The sequence below is a fragment of the Xylophilus rhododendri genome (assembly GCF_009906855.1).
Lineage (GTDB): Bacteria > Pseudomonadota > Gammaproteobacteria > Burkholderiales > Burkholderiaceae_C > Xylophilus > Xylophilus rhododendri.
The window spans coordinates 4,867,713-4,884,204 of the sequence record NZ_CP047650.1 but is presented as its reverse complement, the minus strand read 5'-3'; the positions used below and the strand labels follow the sequence as shown (position 1 = coordinate 4,884,204).

Annotated in this window: 15 protein-coding genes; 13 read left to right on the top strand and 2 right to left on the bottom strand. The window is 68.3% G+C overall.

Annotation, left to right across the window (positions count from 1 at the left end; genetic code table 11):
- Nucleotide 1: 1 nt before the first annotated feature.
- Nucleotides 2-982, bottom strand: a complete 981-nt coding sequence (locus tag GT347_RS22620) for a Bug family tripartite tricarboxylate transporter substrate binding protein (protein WP_160554333.1) — start codon at nt 980-982, stop codon at nt 2-4.
- A 95-nt stretch (nt 983-1,077) separates the two neighbouring features.
- Between GT347_RS22620 and GT347_RS22615 the strand changes: the two genes are divergently transcribed.
- The 10 genes from GT347_RS22615 to GT347_RS22570 all read left to right on the top strand — a co-directional run bounded on the left by GT347_RS22615 (nt 1,078) and on the right by GT347_RS22570 (nt 12,310).
- Complete coding sequence (locus GT347_RS22615; protein ID WP_160554332.1) at nt 1,078-2,007, top strand: LysR family transcriptional regulator; 930 nt, start codon at nt 1,078-1,080, stop codon at nt 2,005-2,007.
- Nucleotides 2,008-2,383: 376 nt separating this feature from the next.
- Complete coding sequence (locus GT347_RS22610; protein WP_160554331.1) at nt 2,384-4,705, top strand: alkaline phosphatase family protein; 2,322 nt, start codon at nt 2,384-2,386, stop codon at nt 4,703-4,705.
- Nucleotides 4,706-4,764: 59 nt separating this feature from the next.
- The gene (locus GT347_RS22605) at nt 4,765-6,195 is read left to right on the top strand and encodes a cytochrome-c peroxidase (RefSeq protein WP_160554330.1); all 1,431 of its coding nucleotides are present in this window, start codon (nt 4,765-4,767) and stop codon (nt 6,193-6,195) included.
- Nucleotides 6,196-6,206: 11 nt separating this feature from the next.
- Nucleotides 6,207-6,836, top strand: a complete 630-nt coding sequence (locus GT347_RS22600; protein ID WP_229722436.1) for a hypothetical protein — start codon at nt 6,207-6,209, stop codon at nt 6,834-6,836.
- A gap of 13 nt (nt 6,837-6,849) precedes the next feature.
- Nucleotides 6,850-7,728 (top strand): 2OG-Fe(II) oxygenase, encoded by an 879-nt coding sequence (locus GT347_RS22595; protein ID WP_160554328.1) that lies wholly within the window; start codon nt 6,850-6,852, stop codon nt 7,726-7,728.
- A gap of 91 nt (nt 7,729-7,819) precedes the next feature.
- Nucleotides 7,820-8,146 carry a hypothetical protein gene (locus GT347_RS22590; protein WP_160554327.1) on the top strand — a complete coding sequence of 109 codons (327 nt, stop codon included), beginning with the start codon at nt 7,820-7,822 and terminating at the stop codon, nt 8,144-8,146.
- A gap of 71 nt (nt 8,147-8,217) precedes the next feature.
- Nucleotides 8,218-9,204, top strand: coding sequence for a tripartite tricarboxylate transporter substrate binding protein (locus tag GT347_RS22585; RefSeq protein WP_160554326.1), 987 nt, complete (start codon nt 8,218-8,220; stop codon nt 9,202-9,204).
- Nucleotides 9,205-9,257: 53 nt separating this feature from the next.
- Complete coding sequence (locus GT347_RS22580) at nt 9,258-9,473, top strand: hypothetical protein (RefSeq protein WP_160554325.1); 216 nt, start codon at nt 9,258-9,260, stop codon at nt 9,471-9,473.
- 128 nt (nt 9,474-9,601) lie between these two features.
- The gene (locus GT347_RS22575) at nt 9,602-11,227 is read left to right on the top strand and encodes a hypothetical protein (protein ID WP_160554324.1); all 1,626 of its coding nucleotides are present in this window, start codon (nt 9,602-9,604) and stop codon (nt 11,225-11,227) included.
- 114 nt (nt 11,228-11,341) lie between these two features.
- The gene (locus GT347_RS22570) at nt 11,342-12,310 is read left to right on the top strand and encodes a tripartite tricarboxylate transporter substrate binding protein (protein ID WP_160554323.1); all 969 of its coding nucleotides are present in this window, start codon (nt 11,342-11,344) and stop codon (nt 12,308-12,310) included.
- Between the two features lie 6 nt (nt 12,311-12,316).
- Here the strand turns inward: GT347_RS22570 and GT347_RS22565 are convergent, their stop codons facing one another.
- Nucleotides 12,317-13,042, bottom strand: a complete 726-nt coding sequence (locus tag GT347_RS22565; protein ID WP_407704170.1) for an IclR family transcriptional regulator — start codon at nt 13,040-13,042, stop codon at nt 12,317-12,319.
- Nucleotides 13,043-13,257: 215 nt separating this feature from the next.
- Here GT347_RS22565 and GT347_RS22560 point away from each other — a divergent pair, with 215 nt between their 5' ends.
- The 3 genes from GT347_RS22560 to GT347_RS22550 all read left to right on the top strand — a co-directional run bounded on the left by GT347_RS22560 (nt 13,258) and on the right by GT347_RS22550 (nt 16,488).
- On the top strand, nt 13,258-14,502 hold the full coding sequence (locus tag GT347_RS22560) for a CaiB/BaiF CoA transferase family protein (RefSeq protein ID WP_160554321.1): 1,245 nt from the start codon (nt 13,258-13,260) through the stop codon (nt 14,500-14,502).
- A gap of 37 nt (nt 14,503-14,539) precedes the next feature.
- The gene (locus GT347_RS22555) at nt 14,540-15,634 is read left to right on the top strand and encodes a TauD/TfdA family dioxygenase (protein WP_160554320.1); all 1,095 of its coding nucleotides are present in this window, start codon (nt 14,540-14,542) and stop codon (nt 15,632-15,634) included.
- An 83-nt stretch (nt 15,635-15,717) separates the two neighbouring features.
- The gene (locus GT347_RS22550) at nt 15,718-16,488 is read left to right on the top strand and encodes a COG4705 family protein (RefSeq protein WP_160554319.1); all 771 of its coding nucleotides are present in this window, start codon (nt 15,718-15,720) and stop codon (nt 16,486-16,488) included.
- The last annotated feature ends 4 nt before the right edge of the window (nt 16,489-16,492 follow it).

Here is a 16,492-nt window from a genome sequence, read left to right as displayed (position 1 = left end):
TTCATTCGAGGGTGATGTGCTGGGTGCTGATGACCTCGCCCCATTTGCGGTTCTCTTCCTGGTAGAACTTTTCGAAGGCCGCGGTGTCCAGGGTCTCCGGCTCCAGGCCGATGTCGGAAATGCGCTGGCGCACATCGGGCATCTGCGCCACCGCCAGGATGTCGCGCGCCAGCTTGTCGCGCACCGCCTTGGGCGTGGCGGCCGGCACGAAGAAGCCGAACCAGCTCTTGGCCACCACGCCGGGCACGCCACCCTCGGCGATGGTGGGCAGGTCGGGCAGCCTGGCCATGCGGTGGTCGTCCGCCACGGCGATGGCGCGCAGCTTGCCGGCCTGCAGGTACTGCTCGGTCAGCCGGGTGTCGAAAGCGGCATTGACCTGCCCGCCCAGCAGGTCGTTGAGTGCCGGCGCCGTTCCCTTGTAGGGCACATGGGTCACCTTGATGCCGGCCTTGGCGGCGAACAGCGCCGCGGTGATGTGCGGGCTCGATCCGTTGCCGGAGGAGGCGAAGGTCACCCCCTCGGGCCGGCTCTTGGCGTAGGCGATGAACTCGGGCAGGGTCTTGGCCGGGATCTTGGGGTTGATCACGATGATCAGCGGCGCCGTGCCCACCAGCGCCACCGGCGCCAGCGACTTCGGGTCGTAGGCCAGCTTGGGCATCAGGTAGGGGTTGGTGATCAGGCCTATGCTGCCTTCGAGGATGGTGTAGCCGTCGGCCGGCGAGGCCGCCACATGGGCGGTGCCGATGGTCGAGCCGCCGCCCGGCCGGTTGTCCACCAGCACCGGCTTGCCCCAGCGTTCGGCGAGCTTGGTGGCGATGATCCGGCCCAGACTGTCGGTGAGTCCGCCCGGGGTGTAGGGCACGATCAGCTGGACCGGCTTGTCAGGATAGTTCTGCGCATGGGCGAGCGGGCTCGCGGCAGCCGCCGCCACGAGGGCCGAGAAAAGAATGGCGCGCCGCAGCGCGCCCTGGCCGAAGGTCATCTGGCTGTCTCCTTGGTTGTTCTTCGGGCCACTATAGAATCGCGCGCCGTCCGGTTTTGGCTGTGCTGGCGCATAGCAGCCATACCGGAAAAAGCATGAGCACCAAAACCGATCCGCACTGGGACCTGTCGCATCTGCAGCTCTTCGCGCAGATCGTGGCCGAGGGCAGCCTGACCCGCGTGGCGGCGCTGGTCGGCTCCCCACAGCCCGCCGTGAGCCGACGACTCGCCCGCTTCGAAGCCGAGTGCGGCGGCAAACTCTTCCTGCGCACCGGCCGCGGCCTGCAGCTGTCGGACCTGGGCCAGCGCATCCTGCCGCGCGCCCAGGCGGTCTTGCGGGAAGCCGAGAACCTGTCGCGCGACATCGTCTCCGGCGCCGCCGAGCCCGCCGGCGAAGTGCGCCTGGGCCTGCTGCCTTCGCTCTGCGATGTGTTGCTGGTGCCCTTGTTCGACGAACTGCGCCTGCGTTTTCCCGGCGTGGTGCTGCGCATGCAGGAAGGCTCCGCCGGGCATGTGGAACAGTGGCTGTCCAGCGGCGCGGTCGACCTCGGCGTGACCCTGCGCTACGGCAGCCGCAAGTCCTCCGAATTCGAGCTGCTGTGCGATGTGGAGGCTTACCTCACCGGCGCACCCGACAGCCTGCTGACCCGCAACCCGCAGGTGCCCTTCAAGGCGCTGGGCGGCGCCCCGCTGATCCTGCCCAGCGCGCCCAGCTCCACCCGGCTCCTGCTGGAGCAGCTGGCGCGCAAGCACGAGGTGGTGCTCAACGTGGTGGCCGAAGCCGACTCCACCCAGATCCAGCAGGCCCTGGCCTCCTGCGGCAAGGCCTATGCGATCGCCTCGGGCCACTCGGTCGCCGGCATCCCCGCCAACCGGCCGATGCGCACCTCGCTGATCGTGGAGCCGCAGATCCAGCGTCAGCTGGTGCTGGGCCGCACGCCCGCACGGCCCGCATCGCGGGCGGCGCGCGAAGTGGGGTCATTGATCCGGCGGGTGATCGACAAACACATGCCGCGGGCCGTCTAGCCTTGCGCCGGCGAAGGGCGAGGCATCGCGAACAATAATCGCGACAGGGATATTCCAAGAGAGAAACCCGGGTAAATCGCAGTCTTCGTCGATCGAATTATCGACATTCGACTCGAATAATCGATGCGATATTCGATCCAAACAAATCATCTGAAACCACAAGCACTTGCATATCCAGAAGCAGGGGCGACCAGCGCAGCCTTCCGGAAGCTTTCAATCCGCTTCCAATGAAGTACCGCCCAGGTAAACATTCATGCTTCGTCAATGAATTGTCATGACAGGAAATTAATGTCCGCCGGCAACCTTCCACCGCCATTCATACGCAAATGAAGCGGATCCGGAGCAGGCGGCATTCACAAACATCCTGGAAATCCACATGTACAAACCCCACGCGCGCGTCCTGAACACGACGCTGACGCTGCTGGCCACGGCGGTACTCGCCGCCTGCGGCGGCGGCGGCAATTCGATGGTCGTCGATCCGGGCTCGGCCTCGACCTCGCCGACCACCGTCACCCTCACCGGTGTCGTCACCGCGACCAACTTCACCGCCGGCAGCGCCACCGACCCGACCATCGCCGCGGCCTACTACCAGGGCGCCAAGGTCTGCGTGGATGCCAACGCCAACGGCGTCTGCGATGCCGGCGAGAGCGCCGTCACCACCGACAGCAAGGGCGCCTTCAGCATCGTGCTGCCGGCACGCGCCGCGCTGCTGGCCGACATCGGCACCAGCGCCACCAACAGCGGCACCGGCGCCAAGGTCGCCAGCCGCGACGTGCTGCGCGCCTCGCTGGCCCAGGTGGTCGAGCAGACCGGCGGCGTGGTGATCAGCCCGCTGTCCAGCGAAGTCACCCGCCTGACCGAAGCCAACGGCACCACCTACGCCGTCGAGAAGCAGAACGTCGCCACCCGCATCGGCGTGTCCGTGAACAACGTGCTGGCCGACGCCGCCACCGTCACCGGCGCCGACCAGAAGGCGATGCTCGCCGAAGCCAAGTCGCTGGACAACCGCTTCACCTACGCCGCCACCAAGCTCGACCGCGGCGACCTGTATCCCGACGACCTGGCCACCCCGGGCGGCGATCCGCGCCTGGTCGCCATGACCAACGTCACCCAGGCCACCGTGCCCACCGCCAAGGACACCCGCGCCAAGATCACCTTCGCGCAGTCGCAGCAGGCCGCCTTCAACGTCGAAGGCATCCCGCGCTACGACAACGTGTTCGTCGTCATGCTGGAGAACAAGGCCACGCTGTCGATCCTGAATTCGGCCTACGCGCCCAAGATCAACGCCCTGCTCAAGGCCGGCAATCAGCTCACCAGCTACTACGCCACCGGCAACCCCAGCGAGCCCAACTACACCGCCCTCGGCGGCGCCGACGACTTCGGCATCACCGACGACAGCCAGTGGAACTGCGACGCCACCGGCGCCAACGCTCCGCAGGACCTGCCCCTGCCCACCAGCGACCAGCCGGGCCTGGCCAGCTCGCCTTTCGCCGCCAGCTGCACCCAGACCGCCGCGGTCAACCACAACATCGTGGGCAAGCCCAACCTGTTCAACGCACTCAGCGCCGCCGGCATGACCTGGCGCACCTACAACGAGTCGATGAACCCGGGCCAGGACTACCGCACCGACAGCGTGGCCGACAGCACCGTCAGCGCGGTCGACCACACCTATGCCGTCGGCACCGTGGGCGGCAACACCACCGCGCTCGGCAGCGCCACCCTCAACCTGCCCCTGCCGGCCGGCCTGTACAAGACCAAGCACCATCCGGGCATGGCCTACCAGAACGTGCGCAGCGCGCCGGAATGGAAGTACAGCAACCGCACCATGGGCGGCGGCCAGTGGGACGCCGTGCTGAAGTCCAGCACCAAGTACACCGTGCCGGCCAGCTACGACGTCGACCAGCTCGGCACCGACCTGGCCAGCGGCAATGTCGGCACCCTGAACTTCGTCGTGCCCGACCAGTGCGACGACATGCACGGCATCGGCCTGACCGGCACCGACACGTCCACCGGCACCACCCGCACCGCCAGCGACTGCGTCAGCGTGGCCAACAACGTGCCCAACGCCACCGGCGGCGCCATCATCACCCGCGGCGACAACGCCGTGGACAAGCTGGTCGCCAAGATCAAGGCCTCGCCGCTGTGGAACAACCCGCAGAAGCGTGTCGCGATCGTGCTGATGTTCGACGAAGGCAATGCCACCTCCGGCTTCAACTCCTGCTGCGGCTGGAACGTGTCCAACAGCACGGTCGCCAACCCGCTCAAGCAGAACGCCGACGGCACCTTCTCGCCCGACACCACCGTCAACAACTACTTCAAGGGCAATCGCGGCCACGGCCAGTCGATTTTCGGCATCCTGACCAACCAGGGCACGGCGCCCAAGGGTGTGTCGGACGGCGACGCCTACAGCCACTTCGCACTGGTGCGCACCTTCCAGGACATGTTCGGCCTGGCCGACCCGGCCGTGGAAGGCTCCTACATGAACCGCTCGAAGTACACCGAGCATTTCATCGCCGCCAACATCCTGAACCTGCCCGAGTACGCCGGCAGCGCCGACACGCACTTCGATTCGGTCCGCCCGATCAACCATGCGTGGACCGCCCCGGCGACCTACACGCAGAAGCAGTCGGCCGACGTGGCGACCGCCGCACAGGTCGGACCTGATGCCGTCCAGACCAACGTCTGGGCACTGAAGTAAGCCTGCCCCCCCAGGCCGGGCCGCGGCATTGCGCCGCGGCCCGGTCCTCTTTTCAGACCATGCAAAAAACTTCCCCCTGGCGCGCCCGGGCGCGCCGTTCCGTGCTCGGCCCCGTCGGCCTGTGCTGCCTGCTCGGACTGGCCACGCTCGCGGGCTGCGACGGCGGCGCGAAGACCGCCTCGGCCGTCCCCGAGAAACCGGCGGCCGTCGCCAGCGCACCGGCCGCGCCCCGCGATCCTTTCGAACCCGTGCAGCGGCCGCTGAGCGCCGCCGCGCAACTGGGCAAGGTGATGTTCGTCGATGCCCGCCTCTCGGGCTCCGGCAAGATGTCCTGCGCCACCTGCCACGATCCTGGCCACGCCTACGGCCCGCCCAACGACCTGGCGGTGCAGCTCGGCGGCGGCGACCTGGCCTCGCCCGGCACCCGCGCCGTGCCCTCGCTGCGCTACAAGGACACCACCCCGCCCTACGCCGACCTGCTGGACAACCCCGACGGCGTGAGTGTTCCCGGCCCCGGCGGCGGTTTCGCCTGGGACGGCCGCGCCGCCACCCTGGCCGATCAGGCCCCCATCCCTCTGCTGGCGCCCAACGAAATGGGCAACACCAGCGAAGCCGACGTCATCCAGAAGATCCGCAACGGCCCCTATGCCGAGCAGTTCCGCCAGGCCTTCGGCGCCCAGGTCTTCGACGATCCGCACAAGGCCTTCATGCAGGCCACCTCCGCCCTGCAGGCCTACCAGCTCGAAGACGTGAGTTTCCACCCCTACACCAGCAAGTTCGACCGCTACGCCGGCAACAAGATCGGCGGCACCCTCACCGCCGCCGAGGCACGCGGGCTGCGTGTCTTCTCCAATCCGCAGACCGGCAACTGCGCCTCCTGCCACTACCAGGGCGCGGGCCTGAACGGCGCCTCGGCGCTGTTCACCGACTTCTCCTACGAGGCCATCGGCGTGCCGCGCAACCGCGAGATCGCCGCCAACCAGGACGCCAGGCACTTCGACCTGGGCCTGTGCGGCCCCGACCGCAGCGACCATCCGCCCGTCGCCGGCAACACCTTCTGCGGCATGTTCAAGGCCCCCACGCTGCGCAACGTGGCCACCCGCAAGAGCTTCTTCCACAACGGCGCCATGCATTCGCTGGAGCAGGTCCTGCGCTTCTACAACACCCGCGACACCATGCCCGAGATCTGGTATCCCACCGTCGGCGGCAAGCCCAAGGCCCAACCGGATGCCGATTTCCCTACCTACGGCCTGATCACCACCCAGTACGTCGGCGGCAAGGTGCAGAAGTACGACGACCTGCCCCCGCGTTTCGTCGCCAACATCGACACCCAGATGCCCATGGACGGCCGTGCCCGCCACACGAAGCCGCCCATGTCCGAACAGGACCTGGCCGACCTGCAGTGTTTCCTCAAGACCCTGGACGACGGCTACAAGACCCAGGCGGCCGACGCGCCCGCCCCGCCCGCCGGCAGCCCCTGCATCCAATGAACGATTTCCCGATGAAGACGACTCTTTCCGCCGCCGCCCTGGCAGCCGCCCTGGCCCTGTCCGCCTGCTCCCACACCAGCGAACCGAATGCCGAAGTGCTGGGCGCCGCCACCCAGAAATACCTGGCCGATCGCGGCGACCTCTGCCTGGGCAAGAGCCGCTGGCCGATCGACGTCACCCAGCACGACATCGACGTCGGCAGCCGCGACGCACGCCAGATGCCGGCCCTGGAGCGCCTGGGCCTGGTCGCCTCCGGCGTGGCCGAAGTCGATGTGGACGACGAAGGCACCCTTCACCACATGAAGGTGCGCCGTTTCGACCTGACCGACGCCGGCCGCAAGTTCTACATCGTGCACGGCACCATGAACCAGGGCGGCAAGCCGGTGCCGGCGCACGACTTCTGCGCCGCCCATCTCACGCTCGACAAGGTCGTCGGCTGGAAGTTGAACGGCCAGGGCGCGCAGCGCCAGGCGGTCGTCAGCTACACCTACCAGGTCGAGGCCGCGCCGTGGACGCAGGACAGCGAGATCCAGCAGGTCTTCCCGGTCGTGGCCGGCGTGGTGCACGGCGCCGGCAAGGCCCAGCTGCAGGAAACCTTCCAGTGGCGCGACCCGCAATGGGTGGCCGTGGACCAGCTCTAGGCCCGACACCGCCATGCCCACACTCGCCCGCTTCCCGCCCGCGCTGGGCGACTGGATCGCCGCCCAGCTCGCCCAGGGCTGGGCACCGCCCGCGGTGGTCGAAGCCCTGGACGAACAGGGCATCCCGCCGCGCGCCTCGCGCGCCATCGTCGGCGCCTTCGAACGCGCCCGCTCGCTGGGCCTGCCGCCGCCCCTGCATACCGTCGAGCTGGAAGACATCGCCCGCCTGCCGCCCGGCCCTGTGCTGCAGGCCGCCGGCCGCGCCGTCCGCGTGGCCGCACGCTTCCACCGCCAGGCCGGCGCCGTGCTGTCGGGCGTGCTGGATGCGGACGAATGTGCCCGGCTGATCGGCATGGCGCGGCCACGGCTCAAGCCCTCCACCGTGGTCGATCCGGCCACCGGCCGCGACACCGTCACCGGCCTGCGCGGCAGCCTGGGCATGTTCTTCCTGCCGGCCGAGAACCCGCTGGTCGCGCGCATCGACCGTCTCTGCGCCGAACTCATGAACCTGCCCGAGTCGCACGGCGAGGGCCTGCAGCTGCTGTACTACCCGCCCGGTGCCGGCAGCGCGCCGCACCACGACTACCTGGAGCCGTCGAATCAGGCCAACCAGGCCTCCATCGCCCGCAGCGGCCAGCGGGTCAGCACCCTGGTCACCTACCTGCACGAACCCGAGGGCGGCGGCGAGACGGTGTTCCCGGAACTCGGCGTATCGGTGTCGCCCCAGCGCGGCAACGCGGTCTACTTCGAATACTGCAACGAGAGCGGCGAGGTCGATCCCGCCCTGCTGCATGCCAGCAGCGCCGTCTCGGCCGGCGAGAAGTGGGTGGCCACCAAGTGGATGCGCGAGCGCCCCTTCGTCAGCGCCGGCCAGGCAGCGGCTTTGCGCTGAAGCCGCATCGGGGTTTCCCGGGGAAACATCGCTACACCAGCCGCACCGGCAGGCGCCAGAATCCTCGGCTTCCAACCAGAGAGGACCTGACATGCGCTTCCAGCTGAACGGATCGGTCGAAGTCACCTACAAGATCCGCGGCGATTCCACCCTGCTCGGCCTGTATTTCGATGCCGAGGAGTTCTCCGGCATCGACATCTCCAACGGTTTCGTCGAGGAAGACGGCGAACTGGTCTACCGCGGCGTCTGGGACGCCGTGGAGGAAAACATCCAGCTCAAGCTACATGTGGTCGCCGTGCGCGGCGGCCTGCGCGAGAAGCGCTGGGAGATCCTGCCGAGCCGCGGCGACCTGGTCGAACCCGCCATCGGCGCCGACCGCATCACCGCCGAATTCGTCGAGGACGAGGACGCCCGCTAGCAGCCACCCGAATCCGGGTTAAAAACGCGGATTCACCGCGAAGGCCGGCCCCGATGCCGGCAGAAGAAAAAATGAAGAGACAAACCCTGATCCGCCTCGCGGCAGCCGCCGCCGTGGCCGCCTGCTTCGGCACCCTGCCCGCCCGGGCCGCCGCCTGGCCCGACCGGCCGATCCGCATGGTGGTGCCCTTTCCGCCCGGCCAGGCCACCGACATCTTCGCCCGCGCCCTGGCCGAGCAGCTCGGCAAGCGCCTGGGCCAGCCGGTGGTGGTGGACAACAAGGGCGGCGCCGGCAGCAATATCGGCACCGAGCTGGTCGCCCATGCGCCGGCGGACGGCTACACCCTGCTGGTCGCCGGCAGCGCCATGGCGGTCAACCACACGCTCTACAAGAAGCTGCCCTACGACGTGAAGACCGAGCTGGCCGGCATCTCGCTGATCGCCAAGGTGCCGCTGGTCTTCCTGGCCACGCCGGCCTCGGGCATCACCTCCATCGCGGAACTGGTGCGCCGCGCCAAGGCCGAGCCGGGCGTGCTCAACTACGCCAGCGCCGGCGTGGGCGGCACCCAGCACCTGTCGGCCGAGATGTTCAAGGCCGCCACCGGCACCTTCATCACCCACATCCCCTACCGCGGCAGCGGCCCGGCGCAGGCCGACTTCATGGCCGCCCAGGTGCCGCTGATGGTGGATTCGGTGACCGCCGCCCTGCCGCTGATCCAGAGCAAACGCGCGGTGCCGCTGGCCGTCACCTCCGCCGCCCGTTCGGCGCAGCTGCCCGATGTGCCGGCCATGCGCGAGACCGGCATCGCCGCGCTCAAGGGCTTCGAAGGCGTGGGCTGGCTGGGCCTGATGGCGCCGGCGCACACCCCGCCCGAGGTGATGGCCCGGCTGCAGCAGGAAGTGACCGACATCCTGAAGTCCGAGCAGATGGTGCGTTTCATCGGCGACCGCGGCTCCATCGCCTCGCCCTCCACCGGCGCCGAGTTCGACCGCTTCATCCAGTCCGAGATCCTGAAGTGGGGCGATGCCGTACGCCGATCCGGCGCCACGGCTGAATAGGCCGGCTGGCCATGTCGCCTACGATGCGGCATGACCAGCCAGGGACCGAACGAATGAAGACCATCGACGAAATGCTCAACCTCGACCTGCTCACCCCCGAGCAGCATGCCGAAGTCGGCGCATGGATCGCACGCGCCGAAACGCCTGAGGAAATCCTGAAGATGCCCGCCGCCCTCTGGCAGGCGGTGGAACGCGCCAGCGATGCGATGGGGGTGGACCGGGACCTGCTGCGTCCGCCCTCGCTGGATGCCGGCCACCTCGGCGGCTGAAGCTGCGCAGTAAGTCCGCGCAAGCTTCGACAATTTCCTCCAAATTCATGCATCGGCCCGGTTCTTAGCAAGCACGTCATACCGGCGCCGAAGAATGGACGGCTTCATCCCACCAGCCGCCCATCCGCATGAAAAGCCTCCGCATCTCCCTGCGCGCGCAGCGCCGCAGCCTTCGTCCCACGGCCCTGTCCGTCGCCTGCGCACTGGCGCTGGCGGCCTGCGGCGGCGGCAACCAGACGGTGGTGGCGGACGCCACCGCGCCCGCCATCGTGCAGCCGAACGTACCCGACGTGCCGGCGATCGCGCCGACCACCCAGGTCCAGCTCTCCGCATGGCCCGGCCTCACCGGCCTGACGGTGAAGGTCGATGGCGTGGCGCTGGCCGCTGGCAGCACCAGCTTCACCGCCAAGACCGCCAGCAGCCTGAGCTTCGAATTGGCCGGCGTCACCCTCGCCACCCTGGCGCCCAAGGCCAGCATCACCCTGTTCGACCTGCTGCCCACGCGCGACTGCGGCAGCAGCGCCGACCTCGGCAAGCTGCTCAGCCTGCTGCTGGCCCTGGACAAGGACCAGGACCCGAGCAACGGCGTCGAGATCCCCGCCATCGCCACGCCCGCCGCCGCCGGCACCCAGCTCTCGGCCCTGTCCGAGGCCGATCTGATGGTGCTGGAAACCCGCCTCGTCGGCCGCAGCATGCCGGTGGCCACCGCGCTGCAGGCCGCCAACGCGGTGCTCGATGCCGAGACCTGGACCGAGGACACCGCCCATCGCACGCTGTTCACCAACGACATGTCGGTGCTGCAGAGCTACCTCGACCGCGTCCAGGCCGTGCTGGCCAGCGCGGCCGGCGACCTCTCGGGCTTCGCCTACCTCAGCAACGACGAGGCCGCGAAGATTCCCGCCACCCTCAAGGGCCAGGGCATGGCCTACGACGGCGACACGCCCGTCTTCTCCTGGCGCTACGGCCTGCAACGGGCCGATGCGAGCTTCACCGGCACCCTCACCCAGCCGCTGGCCCTGCCCAGCGAGATCCAGGCCGAATACGCCGCCAACCCGGCCGGCGTGCACCTGGGCCATATCGGCGACATCGACATCCTGGACGGCAAGCTCTATGCGCCGATCGAGGACGAGGACGACTCCTCCCAGCAGGCCTACATCGCCGTCTTCGACGCCAGGACCCTGCTCTACACCGGCACCAAATACGCCCTGCCGCGCGCCGAACATGCCGACGGCGTGCCATGGGTGGCCGTGGACGGCCCGCGCAAGCTGGCCTACACCGTCACCTGGAGCACCGCCGCCGCGGGCAAGCTCAATGTCTTCGACCTGGCCACCTTCACCCTGCTGCGCTCGGTGCCGCTGCAAAGCAGCTTCGACGGCAAACGGGTGCAGGGCGCCAAGGTCTACAAGGGCATGCTCTACGCAGCCGCCGACACCAAGGACGCCGTCACCGGCAGCGACCTGAAGAGGAAGCGCATCTACAAGGTCGACCCGGTCAGCGGCTCGGTGATCGAGCTGCTGCACTACGACGAGCCCAATCGCACCGAGGGCGAAGGCCTGGCCTTCGGCCCCGACGGCCGGTTCCACCTGGCGGTGCTGGCGGCCTACACCACGCCGCTGTATGCGCAGTCCACCACCAACGCCCGGCCCTTCGATTCCAGCTACAGCATCGACGGCGACGACTGGAACCCCACCGGCACCCTGCGCCACTTCAGCCGCGACGCGGCGCCGCTGCGCGAGAAGATCTGCGCCATGTAACCGGCGCTGACAAACCGGCCCGCCGGCCCCGGGAATTCCATGATTGGACATCGCGTCTATTTCATCGAGACTGGCCTCCAAATTTTAGACAACCCGTCTATTCACGGAGACACGATGAAAAAGATGCTGCCCCGGGGCCTGCTCGCCCTCTGCTGCCTGCTAGGCGCCTCGGCCCTGCAGGCGCAGGAACCGGCCCTGCCCAAGCTCATCAAGATCGTGGTGCCCTTCTCGCCGGGCGGCAGCAATGACCTCTTCGCCCGGGCGCTTGGGCAGAAGCTCTCCGTCAAGCTGGGCGTCAACTTCATCGTCGAGAACAAGCCGGGCGCCAGCGGCGCCATCGGCGCGCAATCGGTGGCCACGGCCGAGCCCGACGGCGCCACCCTGCTGCTGAATTCGGTGAGCTTCACCACCAATGCCGCGGTCGCCACCAAGCTGCCCTACGACCCCATCAAGTCCTTCGCGCCGGTGGCCCTGCTCAACCGCGGGCCGATGCTGCTGATCGTCGGCAACGCCACGCCCTACAAGACCCCGGCCGATGTGCTCAAGGCCATCCGCAGTCCCGCCAAGGACATCAACTACGGCTCGGCCGGCCTGGGCTCGATCGGCCAGATGGCCAGCGAGCTGCTCAACTCCAGCACCGGCGGCCATGCGGTGCACGTGCCCTACAAGGGCATCTCCAATGCGGTGGCCGACATGATGGGCGGCAACCTGCAGATCATGATCACCACCGCCGCCTCGGTGGCCGGCCCGCTCAAGGGCAACATGATCCGGCCGGTGGCGGTGACCTCGCCCACACGCTCGAACTTCATGCCCGGCCTGCCGGCGCTGGCCGAATCGGTGCCGGGCTTCAGCGTGGAATCCTGGTGGGGCGTGTTCGCGCCGGCCAAGACACCCAAGCCCCTGGTGGACCGCCTCAACCGCGAGATCCGCAGCGTGGCCGACACCGCCGAGATGCGCGAACTCTTCGCCCGCGAATCGACCGAGCCCAGCAATATGAGCCCCGAGCAGTTCGGCGACTACCTGCAGGCCGAGGTCGTCAAGTGGCGCAAGCTGGCCCAGGAACGCAACATCACCGCCGACTGAACGGGCTCAATGCCGACGCGCCGGAATCTTGCGGAAAGGCGCGGCATGCGGCGCGGCGAACACCGAGCCGTCGCCGCCCAGGTCGGTGCTGAGCTTCGCCGCCGCGGCCATCACCAGCGGCAGGTTCTTCTCGAAGGCCGCCTGGTCGAAGCGGTACAGCGGCGTGCCGGCCGAGATCGCGCAGACCACCTTCTGCCCCAGCCCGAACACCGGGCAGGCGATGGCCGCGCTGTCGGTCTCCCGCTCGGCCAGCGAGATCGCGTAGTGGGCGCGGCGGATATGGTCGTACTCCGCGCCTTCGCCGCGACCCTTGCCGCCGGGCAGCGACGCTGCCTCCGACCAGGCCAGCAGCACCTTGCCCGCCGCGCCCTTGTCCAGGTCCACCCGCTCGCCCTCGCGCACGTTCATGCGCACCGCCCGCGGCATCTCGACGCGGAACAGGCAGACCCGGTCCTCGCCCTCACGCACATAGATGGCCGAGGTCTCGTGGGTGCGCTGGGTCAGCTCGCGGATCACCGGCAGCGCATGGTCGCGCAGGTGGAAGGAGCCCTGGTAGACCATGCCCAGGTGGAAGGGCATGGGCCCCAGCAGGTAGCGCCCGTCCGGCAGGCGCTTGAGGAAACGGAACTGCTCCAGCGATTCGCACAGCCGCAGGATGGTGCTGTGGTAGAGGCCGGTGGCGGCGGTCAGCTCGGCCAGGGTCATGCCGTCCACGCTGTCCTCGAAGGCCATCAGCACCGACAGCGCGCGGTTGACCGAGGCCACGCCTTTCTCGCCCTTCTCGCCCTTTTCTGCCTTGTCGCCGGCCTCTTCGATGTCTGGCTGCGCTGCTTTCTTCATCGTCCTCTTCCTCGGGTTTGCGCTGGTTCGGATTCGATCCTAAGCGATTGACAGGCCCGTCCCCTTTGACCAGAATCAATAATAGACATCTCGTCTATTTTCAAAAAATGTCCGCTCTGCCTTCCAAGACCTTCGATGCCGCCGCCCGCGGTCCGCTGCACGGCCTGCGCATCATCGACATGAGCCGGTTGGTGGCCGGCAACATGCTCACGCTGCAGTTGGCCGACTTCGGCGCCGATGTCATCAAGGTCGAGCCGCCCGAAGGCGATTCGCTGCGCCACTTCACCACCGAGGGCATGGAGATCTGGTGGAAGACCTACTCCCGCAACAAACGCAGCGTCGGCCTGGACCTGCGACGGCCGGAGAGCATCGGGCTGGTCAAGCAGCTGGTGGCCGGCGCCGACGTGCTGGTGGAGAGCTTTCGCCCCGGCGTGCTCGAAGCCATGGGCCTGGCGCCGGAAGTGCTGCACGCCATCAACCCGCGCCTGGTCATCACCCGCATCTCCGGCTGGGGCCAGACCGGCCCTTATCGCCACAAGCCCGGCTTCGGCACGCTGGTGGAGGGCTACAGCGGCTTCGCGGCGATCAACGGCTTCGCCGACCGCGAGCCGGTGCTGCCGCCCATCTTCCTGGGCGACATGACCACCGGCCTCTACGGCGCCAGCGCCACCATGACGGCGCTGTGGAACGTCAAGGTGCAGGGCGGCGCCGGCCAGGTGGTGGACCTGTCGCTGTTCGAACCCACCCTGTCCATCCTCGGCCCGCAGGTGGCCAACCACCACTTCACCGGCAAACTCAAGAGCCGCACCGGCAGCCGCTCCAGCACCACCGCGCCGCGCAATGCCTACCGCACCCTCGATGACGAATGGGTGTGCCTGTCCACCGCCTCGCACAGCATGGCGCGGCGGCTCTTCGAAAGCATCGGCCACGGCGCGCTGCTGGACGACCCGCGTTTCGCCACCAACGCCGCTCGGCTGAAGAACATCGAGGAGGTCGACCGCCTGGTCGGCGCCTTCGTGCAGGACCGCACCCTGGCCGAGAACCTGGCCTTCTTCGACCGGGCCGGCGTGACCATCGGCCCGATCCAGGATGCCCGCCACCTGGGCACCGATGCCTATGTGATCGAGCGGGAAAGCATCGTGCAGCTGCCCGACGCCGAGCTGGGCAGCCTGCCCATGCACAACATCACGCCCCGGCTGCAAGCCACGCCGGGCGCCTTCCGTATGCCGGCGCCCACGCTCGGCCAGCACAACCGGGAATTGCTGTCGCCGCTGCTGCCGCACAGCGAATTCCAGCGGCTGGTGGACGAGGGCGCCATCTCGACCGGCCGGCGCGCGCCCGCCACCGCCTGATCCCATCCACACATCCACCGCCCGACAGGAGACCGCCATGAACCCCAAGATCAACCACCTCGGCTCGCCCATCGTCTCGCCCGGTGCCTGGAAAGGCCCGGAGATCGACTGGACCCAGCAGGGCCTGCACGTACTCTCCCCCGCGCAGCTGCAGGAGATCGACCAGGCGCTGCGCCACCTGCTCGCCCAGGGCGATGTCGACTTCCCGGACATCACGCCGCAAAACTTCCCGCTGCAGAGCGTCGGCCAGTTGATGGCCTCCCTGCCCCAGCGCCTGCGCGAAGGCTGCGGCTTCCTGATGCTGCGCGGCCTGCCGCGCCAGCAGTATTCCGACGACGACATGGCCCGCATCTACTTCGGCCTGGGCAGCTACATCGGCCGCACCATGACCCAGTCCTACCTGGGCGACCTGCTCGGCCATGTGGTGGACGTGAGCGACCTCGATCCCAAGGGCCGCGGCTACCGCAAGGGCGGCGGCCAGCTGATGCATACCGACTCCTGCGACATCATCGGCCTGATGTGCCTGCGCACCGCCATCAGCGGCGGCGACAGCCGCATCAGCAGCGCGCTCACCGTGCACAACTACCTGGCCGAACACCATCCCGAGGCGCTGGACATCCTGCGCAAAGGCCTCTGGCTCAAGCGCACCGAGGAAGACGGCCGCCGCGCCACCCGCACCTTCAGCGAGAAGCCGGTGCCCTTCTTCACCGAACACCAGGGCGAGATCACCTGCTACCTGCCCACCGGCTACGCCCGCCTGGCCGAGAAGAGCGGCGAGCGCCCCTTCAGCGAAGCCGAATCCCAGGCCTTGCTGCTGGCCCGCAAGGCCGCCGCATCGCCGGAGCACTATCTCGACATGGGTTTCAAGGAAGGCGACATCCAGTTCCTGAACAACCGCATGATGGTGCACGGCCGCACCGACTACCAGGACCACAAGGAGCTGTCGCAGCGCCGCCATCTGCTGCGCATGTGGCTGCGGGTGGATGCGTGGCCGAAGATGCCGACCGAGCAGGTCTTCCACACCGATGAAGACATGCGACTGTGGAGCGTGAGCCGCCGCCCGCTGATGGAGCTGCCCTCCATCCACGACCGCGAACTGCTCGAAGGCGTGGCCAGCCAGATGGTGGAATGAGCCAGCCGCGCAGGCCCTTAATCCTGGATTAAGTGTCGCGGCCCTAAGGTGGCCTTTCGAATCCACCATCCGGAGGGCAGCAAGTGGCAAAACTCGAAGAGACACTCGGCAAGGTCCCCGCGCTCACGCTGGGCTTCTGGATCGTGAAGATCGCGGCCACCACGCTCGGCGAGACCGGCGGCGACGCCGTCACCATGTCGATGAACCTGGGCTATGCGGTCGGCACCGCGATCTTCGCCGTCGCCTTCCTGGCCACCGTCGCCCTGCAGGTGCGCGCGACCAGATTCCACCCCGCCCTCTTCTGGCTCGTCATCGTGACGACCACCACCGTCGGCACCACCCTGGCCGACCTGCTGGACCGCTCGCTCGGCATCGGCTACCTGGGCGGCACCTGCATCCTGGTGGCGCTGCTGCTGGCCACGCTGTTCACCTGGCAGCGCAGCCAGGGTTCGATCTCGATCGACTCGATCGTTTCGAGAAAGGCCGAATTCTTCTACTGGCTCACCATCCTGTTCTCGCAGACCCTGGGCACCGCCCTGGGCGACTGGACCGCCGACGACAAGGGCGGGCTGGGCCTGGGCTACGCCTGGGGGGCGGTGGTGTTCGGCGCGGGCCTGCTCGTCGTGATCGGGCTCTACTACGGCACGAAGATCTCCCGCACCGCCCTGTTCTGGGCCGCCTTCGTGCTGACCCGCCCGCTGGGCGCCACCGTGGGCGACTTCCTGGACAAACCCCTGGCCAACGGCGGCCTGGCGCTCAGCCGCTACGGCGCCTCGGCCGCGCTGCTGGTCTTCATCGTGCTGGCCGTGCTGCTGCTGCCGCAGCGGGCCGAGAAGGTCCGGGCCAGCGCCTGAGCGG

Excerpts from the sequence above, each read along its gene's own strand:
- GT347_RS22620 (WP_160554333.1), bottom strand. The coding sequence starts at position 982 with ATGACCTTCGGCCAGGGCGCGCTGCGGCGCGCCATTCTTTTCTCGGCC.
- GT347_RS22615 (WP_160554332.1), top strand. The coding sequence starts at position 1,078 with ATGAGCACCAAAACCGATCCGCACTGGGACCTGTCGCATCTGCAGCTC.
- GT347_RS22610 (WP_160554331.1), top strand. The coding sequence starts at position 2,384 with ATGTACAAACCCCACGCGCGCGTCCTGAACACGACGCTGACGCTGCTG.
- GT347_RS22605 (WP_160554330.1), top strand. The coding sequence starts at position 4,765 with ATGCAAAAAACTTCCCCCTGGCGCGCCCGGGCGCGCCGTTCCGTGCTC.
- GT347_RS22600 (WP_229722436.1), top strand. The coding sequence starts at position 6,207 with ATGAAGACGACTCTTTCCGCCGCCGCCCTGGCAGCCGCCCTGGCCCTG.
- GT347_RS22595 (WP_160554328.1), top strand. The coding sequence starts at position 6,850 with ATGCCCACACTCGCCCGCTTCCCGCCCGCGCTGGGCGACTGGATCGCC.
- GT347_RS22590 (WP_160554327.1), top strand. The coding sequence starts at position 7,820 with ATGCGCTTCCAGCTGAACGGATCGGTCGAAGTCACCTACAAGATCCGC.
- GT347_RS22585 (WP_160554326.1), top strand. The coding sequence starts at position 8,218 with ATGAAGAGACAAACCCTGATCCGCCTCGCGGCAGCCGCCGCCGTGGCC.
- GT347_RS22580 (WP_160554325.1), top strand. The coding sequence starts at position 9,258 with ATGAAGACCATCGACGAAATGCTCAACCTCGACCTGCTCACCCCCGAG.
- GT347_RS22575 (WP_160554324.1), top strand. The coding sequence starts at position 9,602 with ATGAAAAGCCTCCGCATCTCCCTGCGCGCGCAGCGCCGCAGCCTTCGT.
- GT347_RS22570 (WP_160554323.1), top strand. The coding sequence starts at position 11,342 with ATGAAAAAGATGCTGCCCCGGGGCCTGCTCGCCCTCTGCTGCCTGCTA.
- GT347_RS22565 (WP_407704170.1), bottom strand. The coding sequence starts at position 13,042 with ATGGCCTTCGAGGACAGCGTGGACGGCATGACCCTGGCCGAGCTGACC.
- GT347_RS22560 (WP_160554321.1), top strand. The coding sequence starts at position 13,258 with ATGTCCGCTCTGCCTTCCAAGACCTTCGATGCCGCCGCCCGCGGTCCG.
- GT347_RS22555 (WP_160554320.1), top strand. The coding sequence starts at position 14,540 with ATGAACCCCAAGATCAACCACCTCGGCTCGCCCATCGTCTCGCCCGGT.